The sequence below is a fragment of the Streptomyces physcomitrii genome, assembly GCF_012273655.1.
Lineage (GTDB): Bacteria > Actinomycetota > Actinomycetes > Streptomycetales > Streptomycetaceae > Streptomyces > Streptomyces physcomitrii.
Map to the genome: position 1 here is coordinate 195,864 of NZ_JAAWWP010000012.1, position 12,132 is coordinate 207,995.

Below are 12,132 nucleotides of genomic sequence, written 5' to 3' on the forward strand. Positions count from 1 at the left end.
GTTGCCCAGCCGCAGCCGCAGCCGCAGCCGCAGCCGCAGCCGCAGCCGCAGCCGCAGCCGTCGCGGCTGTCGCGGCCTCCGGCTCCGCCGGCCCCGCCAGCTCCGCCGATCTCCTCGGCTCCGCCGGTCGCACCGGCCCCTCCGGTTCCGCCGACCGCACCGGCCTCGTCGGACGCACCCCCGCGCCCGCCCCTCCCGGCCCCGCCGGAGACGCCGCCCACCGTGGGGACCGGCGCTCCGCCGGCCAAGGCCCCGCCCCCTTACCCGACCGCCCCGGTCCCGGCCCCGCCCCGGCAGAGTCCGCCCCCGGCCGCGATCCCCTCACCCCGCTCACCCCGTACGGAGACAGGGACCTACCCGCCTGTGCCCCCGGCCCCGCCCACGCCCCCGGCGCCTTCGACGCCCGCCGCCCCGGCCGCCCCCGCGACGCCCACCGCGGCTTCGACGCCCCCCGCCCCGCCCGCGCCCTCCACCCCTCCGGCGCCCCCTCCGGCGGCTTCGATCCCCCCGCCTCCGCCCGTCCCGCCCGCGGTCTCCCCCCGTGGCAAAGCGGCCCTGCGCTCCACCGGTGCCGTCGATCTGACGCCGGGCCCCGGTGCCGGGCGGCCCTTTGTGAGCTTCGCCCCGGCGGACACGTACCCCTTCCCCCCGGCGGACGAGCCGACCGCGCGGCTGCGGCCGGTCCGGGAGCGCCGGGTGCCGCGCCTCGCGGCCGCCCTCGGCTGCCTGGTGCTCGGCATCGGGCTGATCGGCGGCGGCGCCGCGGGCATCGCGCTCAGCGGGGAGGACGGCGCGGTCACGGCGGCGCAGCGGTACGAGGACGCCGCCGGGCTGTGGCACAACCTGCCGGTGGACGAGCTGTTCCCCACCACGGTCAAGGGCGGCGGCGCCGGGCCGGGCGGCGCCGACCGGACCTGGACCCGGATCGGAGTGGCCCCGGACTCCGGCTGCGCGGAGGCCTTCGACCCGCTGCTCGCCAAGGCGCTGGCCCCGGTCGGCTGCCTGCGGCTGCTGCGCGCCACGTACACCGACGCCACCCGCAGTCAGGTCACCACCGTGGGGCTGCTGTTCACCAAGGGCGACGCCGAGGCGATGCGGGCGCTGCGCGGCCGGTTCACCGAGGAGGGGCTCGGGCGGCGGGCCGACTTGATGCCGCGTACCTACCCCGTCGAGGGCACCGTGGCGGGGGAGTTCGGCAGCGCGCAGCGCGCCTCGTGGACGGTGTCGGTGCTGACCGACGCGCCGGTGGTGGTGTACGCGGTCTCCGGATTCGCCGACGGGCGCAAGGTCTTCGCCCCGCAGTCCGCGGCCGAGGCGGTCGCCGAGGGCGCCGAGACGACACCCGCCCAGGCCGGTCTCGGCCACGACGCGAAGGGGCTCGCCGACCGCCTGGAGCGCAGCCTGCGGACCGAGGCCGGTTCGGGACCGGAGGACGACTGATGAGCACCGCCAAGTACCGCGCCGGGGCAGCCCTGTCGACCGCCGCCCTGCTCGCCCTGCTGCCACCGGCCGCCGCCCACGCCGACTCCGTACGCGCCCGCCAGTGGGGCCTGGAGGCCCTGGACGCCGAGGAGGCCTGGCGCAGCGGCAAGGGCGCCGGGATCACCGTCGCCGTCCTCGACACCGGAGTCGACGCCGAGCACCCCGACCTCAAGGGCAACGTCCTGCCCGGCAAGGACATCGTCGGTTTCGGCGCGGGCCGCGGCGACCGCGCCTGGGCCCGGCACGGCACCGCCATGGCGAGCATCATCGCCGGGCACGGCCACGGCGCCGACCGCGGCGACGGCGTCCTCGGGCTCGCCCCCGCGGCCAAGATCCTGCCGGTACGGGTGATCCTGGAGGAGGGCGACCCGGCCCGCCGCAAGGCCCGCCAGAGCCGGGGCAGCGCCCTCGCCCAGGGCATCCGCTGGGCCGCCGACCAGGGCGCCGACGTCATCAACCTCTCGCTCGGCGACGACTCGGCCTCCGCCCACCCGGACGCGGGCGAGGACGCGGCGGTGCAGTACGCGCTGAAGAAGGGCGCCGTCCTGGTCGCCTCCGCGGGCAACGGCGGCGAGAAGGGCGACCACATCTCGTACCCGGCGGCCTATCCCGGGGTGATCGTGGCCACCGCCGTGGACCGCTACGGCAACCGCTCGAAGTTCTCCACCCGCCGCTGGTATGCCACCGTCAGCGCGCCCGGCGACGAGATCGTGATGGCCGACCCGGACCACAAGTACTACCGGGGCTGGGGCACCAGCGCCGCCTCGGCCTTCGTCTCCGCCGCGGTCGCCCTGGTCCGCGCCGCCCACCCGGACCTGGATCCCGCCCAGGTCAAGCGCCTTCTGGAACGCACCGCGGACCCGGCGCCCGAGGGCGGCCACGACGACTCCCGCGGCTTCGGCTTCCTCGACCCGGTGGCCGCGCTGCGCGAGGGCGGCAAGGCGGAGCCTGCGGCCATGTCCGCCAAGGGGTACGCGGAGCCGCACTTCGGCCCGGGCCCCGACGGCGGCCCCGACACCCATCCGATCGCCCGCTGGGCGGGCCCGCTGGCCGCGGGCTCCGGGGTGCTCCTGGTCGGCGCCGCGGTGTACCTGTGGCGCGGACGGCGGCCGGGCGCACGCTGAACTCCCGGGCCGTACCCGGCACTTCGGTCACGTCACGCGGCCGACCGGGCTCGAACCCCCCGTCCACGGCGGGTACTTGCTCCACGTCGGGCGATCGGCGAGGGGCTGAGCCCCGTCCACCCTGAGCCCCGCGACCGCCGGAGCCCCGCGGGCCCCGCCGCCCCGGTCGGCCCGCCGCGCTCGGTAGGCTCCTCGGCTGTGGCGAACAAGAACATCCCCGACTCCGCCTTCGGTGACGACGACGGCACCGCCGACCCCCGGCTGGCCGCCGCCCTCGCGGCCTGGGCGGCCGACCCCGCGGCCGAGGGGCAGGTGCTGAGCGCCCTCGCGGGAGCCCGTCTGCTGGTGCCCGTCGTCGCGGTCCTCGGCGAGGTGGAGACCGACGAGCGGGGGCTGCGCCATGAGAAGACCAGCGACATGGCGGTGCCCACCCTGAAGGCCGGGGCGCGCACCGCCCTGCCCGCCTTCACCTCCACCGAGACCCTCGCCCGCTGGGACCCGGCGGCGCGCCCCGTCGCCGTACCGCTGCACCAGGCGCTCCAGGCCGCCGCCCACGAGCAGGCCGACACCGTCCTGCTCGACGTGGCGGGCCCGGTGGCCTACCCGCTCACCGGGGCGGCGCTGCTCGCCCTCGCCGAGGGCCGCACCAGCACCGATCCGCTGGCCGACCCCGCGGTGGCCGAGGCGGTCCGGCGCGTGGTCGCCGCGGAGCCCGCGGTGCTGCGGGCCCACCTCGGCGCGGGTCGGGCGGACGGCACCCTCGCCGTGGTCCTGGACGGCGGCGCGGACCCGGCGGCTGCCCTCCGCTCGCTCGCCGCCCGCCTGGCCGCCGAGGAGACGCTGCGCGCCCGGCTGGTCCGCGGCCTCGACCTCGCCCTGCTGCCGCCCGAGGCGACACCTCCGGGCGAGCCCCTGTACGTACGCCCCTGATCGGCGCGTGCTTCCCGCGAGTCCGCGCACGGGCATGTGTACGTGTGTACCCGCGGTTCCGTGCACGGGCGCGCGTACGGATCCACATCCACATGCGCGACAGTCCGGGTACGGAGGGACGCACCGGTCCGCGTGCGGAAGCCCGCCCGCGCGGATCCGCCGCTCAGCCGAAGACGGGGCCGGTGTACTTCTCGCCGGGGCCTTGGCCGGGCTCGTCCGGGACCGCGGAGGCCTCGCGGAAGGCCAGTTGGAGGGACTTGAGCCCGTCGCGCAGCGGGGCGGCGTGGAAGGAGCTGATCTCGGTGGCGCTCGCGTCCAGGAGACCGGCCAGGGAGTGGATCAGCTTGCGGGCCTCGTCCAGGTCCTTGTGGGCCTCGCCGCCCTCGGCGAGGCCCAGGTCGACCGCGGCGGCACTCAGCAGATGCACCGCGACGGTGGTGATCACCTCGACCGCGGGGACGTCCGCGATGTCGCGGGTCATGGTGTCGAAGTCGGGGGCGCCCGGGGCGCTGCCCTCGGCGGCCGGGTGGTCCTGGCTGGCGTCGCTCATGCCGGACACGATAGTTCGGGTCCGGGGCGGGGCCGGTCCGTGGCGGAGCCCGCGAGCGAGCCGGGTCGCAGGGCCCGCGGGGGAGCGCGGCCGTCGACCCGGGGGAGGACGGCGGCCGTGGCGGAGGCGGGCTTCCGCCGCTTTGGCGGTACTCCTGAAAGCTGCTAACCTTGTGTGACGACCGGCTGGACATCCATGTGTCCGGCCCACAAGTGGAGGCTCCGCACTCCCACCCTCTCGCCCTCCGGGCGGCGGGTCACCGGTCAGACGGAAAGCGCCCCTGGGGTGTTCTCCGTCCGATAGCCCCGCGATCCGCGGCGGTGTTCCGGTAGTACAGGAGCCCCGTCTGTGATCGTCCGGGGCATTTTTCATGCACCGGCGCGGTTAGGTCTCACGAACTACAGACTTGCGCGGCTGTCCGCCAGACCGTCGCGTGGTGCTACCTAGGAGGATCCATCAGCGCCGAGCCCCGCATCAACGACCGGATTCGCGTTCCCGAAGTGCGTCTTGTCGGTCCCAGCGGCGAGCAGGTCGGGATCGTTCCGCTTGCCAAGGCCCTGGAGCTTGCCCAGGAGTACGACCTCGACCTGGTCGAGGTGGCGGCGAACGCCCGTCCGCCCGTCTGCAAGCTCATGGACTACGGCAAGTTCAAGTACGAGTCGGCCATGAAGGCCCGTGAGGCGCGCAAGAACCAGGCGCACACGGTCATCAAGGAGATGAAGCTCCGGCCGAAGATCGACCCGCACGATTACGACACCAAAAAGGGTCACGTCGTCCGGTTCCTCAAGCAGGGTGACAAGGTCAAGATCACGATCATGTTCCGTGGTCGCGAGCAGTCCCGGCCGGAGCTCGGCTACCGGCTGCTGCAGCGCCTCGCGGACGACGTCCAGGACCTCGGCTTCGTGGAGTCGAATCCGAAGCAGGACGGCCGCAACATGATCATGGTTCTCGGCCCGCACAAGAAGAAGACCGAGGCCATGGCCGAGGCCCGGGAGGCCCAGGCCGCCCGCAAGGCCGAGCGCCAGGGCCAGGCCCGTACGGCCGAGCAGCCCGCGGAGCAGCCCGCCGAGGAAGCTGCCGAAGAGCACGTCGAGGCCTGATCCGGGGCGCGGTCCCGGACGACACCGAAACAGCTGACGCTCCCGTAGCGCCGGTCCGCTGAACACCGGCCCGGCAGGGGGCGCCAATGACGAGGAGAGAACGGCGCTATGCCGAAGAACAAGACGCACAGCGGTTCCAAGAAGCGCTTCAAGATCACCGGCTCCGGCAAGGTGCTCCGCGAGCGCGCCGGCAAGCGCCACCTGCTTGAGCACAAGTCGTCCCGCGTGACGCGTCGCCTCACCGGCAACGCCGAGATGGCCCCGGGCGACGCCGCGAAGATCAAGAAGCTTCTCGGCAAGTGATCTCAGGCCCCCGCTCGGGGGCCTGACGACTGGACCGGGACCTATTCGAAACCGGGCCGCGTGAGGATGACCGCGGCCCCGCTACAAGGAGTCAACAAGTGGCACGCGTCAAGCGGGCAGTGAACGCCCACAAGAAGCGCCGGGCAATCCTCGAGCAGGCCAGCGGCTACCGCGGTCAGCGTTCGCGCCTGTACCGCAAGGCGAAGGAGCAGGTCACCCACTCCCTCGTCTACAACTACAACGACCGCAAGAAGCGCAAGGGCGACTTCCGTCAGCTGTGGATCCAGCGGATCAACGCCGCGGCCCGCGCCAACGGCATGACCTACAACCGCTTCATCCAGGGTCTGAAGGCCGCCAACGTCGAGGTCGACCGCAAGATCCTCGCCGAGCTCGCGGTCAACGACCAGAACGCCTTCGCGGCGCTCGTCGAGGTCGCGCAGAAGGCGCTGCCGAGCGACGTCAACGCGCCGAAGGCCGCCTGACACCCGGGCGCACACCACCGCCCACGCCGGACCCGCAGGCCCCTGGCCTGCGGGTCCGCGCGCGTCCCGGCCCGGGAGGCGCACCACCCTGACGCGACCGACACGAAGGCAGCCCCCACCTGATGGCCGCACTCCCCGAGCTGACGTCCCTGCGCTCCCCGCGCGTGGTCGCCGCCCGCCGCCTCGCCAAGCGCAGCTTCCGCGGCAAGGAGCGGCGCTTCCTCGCCGAGGGCCCGCAGGCCGTACGGGAAGCCCTCGCGCACCTCGTCGAGGTCTATGTCACGCCCGAGGCCGCCGAACGGCACGCGGACATCCTCGACGCCTGCCGGGCGGCCGGGATCCCGGTACTGACCGCCTCCGGCGAGGTGGTCGCGGAGATGTCCGACACGGTCACCCCGCAGGGCGTCGTCGGCCTCTGCCGCTTCCTCGACACCCGCTTCGAGGAGGTGCTCGCCGCCCGGCCGCGCCTGGTCGCCGTCCTCGCCCACGTACGCGACCCCGGCAACGCCGGCACCGTGCTGCGCTGCGCGGACGCCGCCGGGGCCGAGGCGGTGGTGCTGACCGACGCCTCGGTGGACCTGTACAACCCCAAGTGCGTACGGGCCTCGGTCGGTTCGCTCTTCCATCTGCCGGTCGCCGTCGGGGTCCCGGTGGAGCGGGCCGTGGCGGGGCTGCGGGAGGCCGGGGTGCGGATCCTCGCCGCGGACGGGGCGGGGGCGGAGGACCTGGACGCCGAGCTGGACCGCGGTGCCATGGGCGGGCCGACCGCCTGGGTCTTCGGCAACGAGGCCTGGGGCCTGCCGGAGGAGACCCGGGCCCTCGCGGACGCCGTGGTGCGCGTCCCGATCCACGGCCGCGCCGAGAGCCTGAACCTCGCGACGGCCGCCGCGGTCTGCCTGTACGCCTCCGCCCGTGCACAGCGCGCACCCGGCGGATGCCGCTGAGCGACCTCCATTGGGTAAGGTGACCCGCCCGAGGACCGAACGAGGGCGAAGGGCGGGGTAGGCGCATGAGTCTCGCCGCTGGCGGACCGAGGACACCCGGGCCGCGCCGGGCCGCCGCCCCCGGGCCGGGCGAGGCCTCCCCGGCGGCCTGCCCCGCGGACCGGGCCCCCGCGGCACCGGAGGCACCGGGGCTCGACCCCGACGAACTCCCGGACGGACTCGTCGTCGCCGACGCGGACGGGCGGGTGGTCTGCTTCAACGCCGCCGCCGCCCGGATCACCGCCACCTCCCCCGAGCAGGCGCTCGGCGCCCCGCTGGAGACCGTGCTGCCCCTGGAGGACCTGAAGGGCCGCCGCTGGTGGCAGCTGACCGATCCGTACGGCGGCCTCTCCACGCGCGTAGCGCAGCCGGAGCGCAATCTGCTGCTGCCCGGCGGGCGGGAGGTGCTGGTCTCGGCGCGCTACGTCCGCAGCCGCCCGACCGGGCCGGTGCGCAAGGTGGTGGTGGCCCTGCGGGACACCGAGGCCCGCCGCCGCACCGAGCGCAGCCACGCCGAGCTGATCGCCACCGTCGCCCACGAACTGCGCTCCCCGCTCACCTCCGTGAAGGGGTTCACGGCCACCCTGCTCGCCAAGTGGGAGCGGTTCACCGACGACCAGAAGCGGCTCATGCTGGAGACCGTGGACGCCGACGCCAACCGCGTCACCCGGCTGATCACCGAGCTGCTCGACATCTCCCGGATCGACTCCGGGCGCCTGGAGGTGCGCCGCCAGCCCGTCGACATCGGGGCCGCCGTCGGCCGGCACATCCAGGCGCAGGTCGCCGCGGGCCGGCTCCCGGACCGCTTCCTGGTACGGGTGGAGCAGCCGCTGCCCGCCCTGTGGGCCGACCCCGACAAGATCGACCAGGTGCTGAGCAACCTGCTGGAAAACGCGGTGCGCCACGGCGAGGGAACCGTCACCATCGAGGTGGCGCCCGCGCGCCTGGAGAGTCCCGCCCAGCCGTCCCCGTCCGCGGACGGCGCCGAGGAAGGAACGGCCGTCACCGTGAGCGACGAAGGCCCCGGCATCCCCGAGGAGTCGATGGGCCGCGTCTTCACCCGCTTCTGGCGGGGCAGCAAACGGGGCGGCACCGGTCTCGGGCTCTACATCGTCAAGGGCATCGTCGAGGCGCACGGCGGGACCATCACCGTCGGGCGGGGCCCCGGGGGCGGCGCCCAGTTCCGATTTACCCTGCCCGTGGCGGCCCCGGCGTATCTCGCCTAGCCACCACGGGCGCCTTCGCCCCGCTCCACCCCGCTAGACTCGGCCTTTGGCACCTTTGCGTCCTTGTGAGCGCGGTATCGGCCGCTCATCGCACGTATCCGCAGACGAGTCCGCGACGGGGACCACCGCCACCCAACCGGAAGCACGGGAAGAGATGTCGGCACCGAACAAGTCGTACGACCCTGTCGAGGTCGAGGCACTGAAACCGGAACAGATCGAGCGCATGCGGGACGAGGCGCTCGCCGCCTTCGAGGCCGCCGGCGACCTCGAGGCGCTCCAGGAGGCGAAGGTCGCCCACACCGGCGGCGGCTCCCCCCTCGCGCTGGCCAACCGCGAGATCGGCGCCCTGCCGCCGCAGGCCAAGGCCGAGGCGGGCAAGCGCGTGGGCCAGGCCCGCGGCGCCGTCAACAAGGCGCTCGCGGCCCGCCAGAGCGCCCTGGAGGAGGAGCGCGACGCCCGCGTCCTCGTCGAGGAGGCGGTGGACGTCACGCTGCCCTACGACCGCGAGCCCGCGGGCGCCCGCCATCCGCTGACGACCTTCATGGAGCGCGTCGCGGACGTCTTCGTCGCGATGGGCTACGAGGTCGCGGAGGGGCCCGAGGCCGAGGCCGAGTGGTTCAACTTCGACGCCCTGAACTTCCTGCCCGACCACCCGGCCCGGCAGATGCAGGACACCTTCTTCGTCGAGGGCACCACCCCCGAGGGCAAGCCCACCGAGGGCGACGAGTCCGGGGTCGTGCTGCGCACCCACACCTCCCCGGTGCAGGCGCGCGCCCTCCTGGAGCGCGAGGCGCCGGTCTACATCGTCTGCCCCGGCCGGGTCTACCGCACCGACGAGCTGGACGCGACGCACTCCCCGGTCTTCCACCAGATCGAACTGCTCGCCGTGGACGAGGGCCTGACCATGGCCGACCTCAAGGGCACCCTGGACCACATGGTCCAGTCGCTCTTCGGCCCGGACATGAAGACCCGGCTGCGCCCCAACTACTTCCCCTTCACCGAGCCGTCCGCCGAGATGGACATGCTCTGCTACGTGTGCAAGGGCGCCTCGGTGGGCGATCCGGACCGCCCCTGCCGCACCTGCTCCAGCGAGGGCTGGATCGAGCTGGGCGGCTGCGGGATGGTCAACCCGCGGGTGCTGGTGGCCTGCGGGGTGGACCCGGAGAAGTACAGCGGCTTCGCGTTCGGCTTCGGCATCGAGCGGATGCTGATGTTCCGCCACAACGTCGAAGACATGCGTGACATGTTCGAGGGCGACGTCCGGTTCACCCGGCCGTTCGGGATGGAGATCTGATGCGGGTCCCGCTTTCCTGGCTGCGGGAGTACGTCGACCTGCCGGAGACGGCCACCGGTCGCGACGTACAGGCCAAGCTCATTTCGGCCGGTCTCGAAGTGGAGACCGTGGAGCGGCTCGGCGCCGGTCTGGCCGGTCCGCTGGTGGTCGGCAGGGTGCTGACCATCGAGGAGCTGACCGAGTTCAAGAAGCCCATCCGCTTCTGCACCGTCGACGTCGGCGAGGCCAACGGCACCGGCGAGCCGCAGGAGATCGTCTGCGGTGCCCGCAACTTCGCGGTCGGCGACAAGGTCGTCGTGGTCCTGCCCGGCGCCGTGCTGCCCGGCGGCTTCGCGATCTCCGAGCGCAAGACCTACGGCAAGGTCTCCCGCGGCATGATCTGCTCCAGCGGCGAGCTGGGCATGGGCGAGGACGGCTCGGGCGGCATCGTCGTGCTGCCGCCCGAGTACGAGCCGGGCACCGACGCGGTCGAGCTGCTCGAACTCGTCGACGAGGTACTGGACATCGCGGTCACCCCCGACCGCGGCTACTGCCTCTCGCTGCGCGGCGTCGCCCGCGAGACCGCCACCGCCTACGGGCTGCCGCTGCGCGACCCGGCGCTGCTCGACGTCCCGGCGGCGAACACCCACGGCTACCCGGTCCGGATCGACGACCCGCAGGGCTGCGACCGCTTCACCGCGCGCACCGTCACCGGCCTCGACCCCGAGGCCCGCTCCCCGATCTGGCTCCAGCGCAGGCTGCAGAAGGCCGGGATGCGGCCGATCTCGCTCGCCGTCGACGTCACCAACTACGTGATGCTGGAGCTGGGCCAGCCCCTGCACGCCTACGACCGCGCGCGCATCGAGGGCACCATCGGGGTGCGCCGGGCCGAGCAGGGCGAGAAGTTCACCACCCTGGACGGGGCGGCCCGGGTGCTCGACGCCCAGGACCTGGTCATCACCGACGACCGCGGTCCGATCGGCCTGGCCGGGGTGATGGGCGGCGCCAACACCGAGATCGCCGACGCCGTGCCCGACCCGGAGACGGGCCGGATCGGCGGCACCACGGACGTGGTGATCGAGGCGGCGCACTTCGACGCGCTCTCCGTCGCCCGCACCGCCCGCCGCCACAAGCTCGGCTCGGAGGCCTCCCGCCGCTTCGAGCGCGGCGTGGACCCGCTCGCCGCGGCCGCCGCCGCGCAGCGCACCGTCGACCTGCTGGTGCTGCTCGCGGGCGGCACCGCCGAGGCGGGCGTCACCGAGATCGTCGCCCCCGGCGAGCCCCGCACCGTCACCGTCCCGGCCGACCACCCGGACCGGGTCGCGGGCGTGGCCTACGGCCGCGAGACCGTCGTACGGCGGCTCCAGGAGATCGGCTGCGACGTCGCGGGAGCGGACGAGCTGACCGTCACCGTGCCGTCCTGGCGCCCCGACCTGACCGACCCGAACGACCTCGCCGAAGAGGTCATCCGGCTGGAGGGGTACGAGAACCTGCCTTCCACGCTGCCCAAGCCCCCCGCGGGCCGCGGGCTCACCGGGCGGCAGCGGCTGCACCGCCGCATCGGCCGGGCCCTTGCCGGGGCGGGCTATGTCGAGGTGCTCAACTACCCCTTCCTGTCCGCGCACGCGCTGGACCAGCTCGGCCTGGCCGCCGACGACCCGCACCGGCGGCTGGTCACGCTGGTCAACCCGCTCTCCGACGAGGAACCGGCGCTGCGCACCACCCTGCTGCCCGGGCTGCTCGGCGCGCTCCGGCGCAACGACGGCCGCGGCAGCCACGACCTCGCCCTCTTCGAGACCGGCCTGGTCTTCCTGGCGCGCGAGGAGCGGCGGCTCGCCGCCCGGCTGCCGGTGGACCGGCGCCCCACCGAGGAGGAGATCGCCGCGCTCGGCGCCGCGCTGCCCGAGCAGCCCCGCCGCGCCGCGGTCGTCCTCGCGGGCGCCCGCGAGCAGTCCGGCTGGTGGGGCAGGGGCCGCCCGGCCGACTGGGCCGACGCCGTCGAGGCCGCCCGTACCGTGGCCCGCGAGGCGGGCGCCGAACTCCTGGTCCGCCAGGGCGCCTACGGACCCTGGCACCCCGGCCGCTGCGCGGAGCTCGCGGTCGTCGTCGACGGCACCGAGCACCTCGTCGGGCACGCGGGCGAGCTGCACCCGCGGGTGGTCAAGGCCCTCGGCCTGCCCGCCCGTACCAGCGCCATGGAGATCGACCTGGACCGGGTGGAGGCCGCGGGCGAGCCCGTGGTGCCGGGTCCGCGGATCTCCACCTTCCCGGTGGCGACCCAGGACGTGGCGCTCGTGGTGGACGACTCGGTACCGGCCGGGGACGTGGAGCGGGTGCTGCGCGAGGGCGCGGGCGAACTTCTGGAGTCCATCCGGCTGTTCGACGTCTTCACCGGGGAGCAGATCGGCGCGGGCAAGAAGTCCCTGGCGTACGCGCTGCGCTTCCGGGCCCCGGACCGCACGCTGACCGTGGAGGAGGCCTCGACCGCGCGCGAGGCGGCCGTCGCGCTCGCGGGCGAGCGCACCGGGGCGGTGCTGCGCGGGGCCTGAGCCACCGGGCGGCACACGCGGACAGCACACGAAGGGGCGCGCCGGGATGGCGCGCCCCTTCGTGCTCTCGGGGGTCCGTGCTCGGGGAGGCGGAAGGGCGCCGCCCGCCCGGCCGGGATGTTCGGGCGGG

The 12,132-nt window shown here is 74.6% G+C and carries 11 protein-coding genes; 10 read left to right on the top strand and 1 reads right to left on the bottom strand.

Annotated elements, in window-relative coordinates; genetic code table 11:
- Nucleotides 1-612 precede the first annotated feature (612 nt).
- The 3 genes from HFV08_RS20370 to HFV08_RS20380 all read left to right on the top strand — a co-directional run bounded on the left by HFV08_RS20370 (nucleotide 613) and on the right by HFV08_RS20380 (nucleotide 3,536).
- Nucleotides 613-1,440: a hypothetical protein gene (locus tag HFV08_RS20370; protein ID WP_210430548.1), complete on the top strand. Its 828-nt coding sequence runs from the start codon at nucleotides 613-615 to the stop codon at nucleotides 1,438-1,440.
- Nucleotides 1,440-2,606, top strand: coding sequence for a type VII secretion-associated serine protease mycosin (mycP, locus tag HFV08_RS20375; RefSeq protein WP_168541169.1), 1,167 nt, complete (start codon nucleotides 1,440-1,442; stop codon nucleotides 2,604-2,606). The genes HFV08_RS20370 and mycP overlap by 1 nt, the downstream gene beginning before the upstream one ends.
- Nucleotides 2,607-2,804: 198 nt before the next feature.
- On the top strand, nucleotides 2,805-3,536 hold the full coding sequence (locus HFV08_RS20380; protein ID WP_168541170.1) for an SseB family protein: 732 nt from the start codon (nucleotides 2,805-2,807) through the stop codon (nucleotides 3,534-3,536).
- Between the two features lie 163 nt (nucleotides 3,537-3,699).
- Here the strand turns inward: HFV08_RS20380 and HFV08_RS20385 are convergent, their stop codons facing one another.
- Nucleotides 3,700-4,086 carry a DUF1844 domain-containing protein gene (locus HFV08_RS20385; protein WP_168541171.1) on the bottom strand — a complete coding sequence of 129 codons (387 nt, stop codon included), beginning with the start codon at nucleotides 4,084-4,086 and terminating at the stop codon, nucleotides 3,700-3,702.
- Nucleotides 4,087-4,541: 455 nt separating this feature from the next.
- On the opposite strand from HFV08_RS20385, the gene infC reads away from it, so the two are divergent.
- The 7 genes from infC (at nucleotide 4,542) to pheT (ending at nucleotide 12,002) form a co-directional block, all read left to right on the top strand.
- Nucleotides 4,542-5,186, top strand: coding sequence for a translation initiation factor IF-3 (gene infC / locus HFV08_RS20390; protein WP_168541239.1), 645 nt, complete (start codon nucleotides 4,542-4,544; stop codon nucleotides 5,184-5,186).
- A gap of 108 nt (nucleotides 5,187-5,294) precedes the next feature.
- Nucleotides 5,295-5,489: a 50S ribosomal protein L35 gene (gene rpmI / locus HFV08_RS20395; RefSeq protein WP_040254989.1), complete on the top strand. Its 195-nt coding sequence runs from the start codon at nucleotides 5,295-5,297 to the stop codon at nucleotides 5,487-5,489.
- A 98-nt stretch (nucleotides 5,490-5,587) separates the two neighbouring features.
- Complete coding sequence (rplT, locus tag HFV08_RS20400) at nucleotides 5,588-5,971, top strand: 50S ribosomal protein L20 (protein ID WP_040254990.1); 384 nt, start codon at nucleotides 5,588-5,590, stop codon at nucleotides 5,969-5,971.
- Between the two features lie 122 nt (nucleotides 5,972-6,093).
- Complete coding sequence (locus tag HFV08_RS20405) at nucleotides 6,094-6,915, top strand: TrmH family RNA methyltransferase (RefSeq protein ID WP_168541172.1); 822 nt, start codon at nucleotides 6,094-6,096, stop codon at nucleotides 6,913-6,915.
- 65 nt (nucleotides 6,916-6,980) lie between these two features.
- Nucleotides 6,981-8,180 (top strand): sensor histidine kinase, encoded by a 1,200-nt coding sequence (locus HFV08_RS20410; protein ID WP_168541173.1) that lies wholly within the window; start codon nucleotides 6,981-6,983, stop codon nucleotides 8,178-8,180.
- 154 nt (nucleotides 8,181-8,334) lie between these two features.
- Nucleotides 8,335-9,474, top strand: a complete 1,140-nt coding sequence (pheS, locus tag HFV08_RS20415) for a phenylalanine--tRNA ligase subunit alpha (protein ID WP_168541174.1) — start codon at nucleotides 8,335-8,337, stop codon at nucleotides 9,472-9,474.
- Nucleotides 9,474-12,002 (top strand): phenylalanine--tRNA ligase subunit beta, encoded by a 2,529-nt coding sequence (pheT, locus tag HFV08_RS20420; protein WP_168541175.1) that lies wholly within the window; start codon nucleotides 9,474-9,476, stop codon nucleotides 12,000-12,002. The genes pheS and pheT overlap by 1 nt, the downstream gene beginning before the upstream one ends.
- The last annotated feature ends 130 nt before the right edge of the window (nucleotides 12,003-12,132 follow it).

What these genes read in the sequence shown, in the direction of transcription:
- HFV08_RS20405 (WP_168541172.1), top strand. Translation starts at nt 6,094, where the DNA reads ATGGCCGCACTCCCCGAGCTGACGTCCCTGCGCTCCCCGCGCGTGGTC.
- HFV08_RS20410 (WP_168541173.1), top strand. Translation starts at nt 6,981, where the DNA reads ATGAGTCTCGCCGCTGGCGGACCGAGGACACCCGGGCCGCGCCGGGCC.
- mycP (WP_168541169.1), top strand. Translation starts at nt 1,440, where the DNA reads ATGAGCACCGCCAAGTACCGCGCCGGGGCAGCCCTGTCGACCGCCGCC.
- HFV08_RS20385 (WP_168541171.1), bottom strand. Translation starts at nt 4,086, where the DNA reads ATGAGCGACGCCAGCCAGGACCACCCGGCCGCCGAGGGCAGCGCCCCG.
- rpmI (WP_040254989.1), top strand. Translation starts at nt 5,295, where the DNA reads ATGCCGAAGAACAAGACGCACAGCGGTTCCAAGAAGCGCTTCAAGATC.
- pheS (WP_168541174.1), top strand. Translation starts at nt 8,335, where the DNA reads ATGTCGGCACCGAACAAGTCGTACGACCCTGTCGAGGTCGAGGCACTG.
- pheT (WP_168541175.1), top strand. Translation starts at nt 9,474, where the DNA reads ATGCGGGTCCCGCTTTCCTGGCTGCGGGAGTACGTCGACCTGCCGGAG.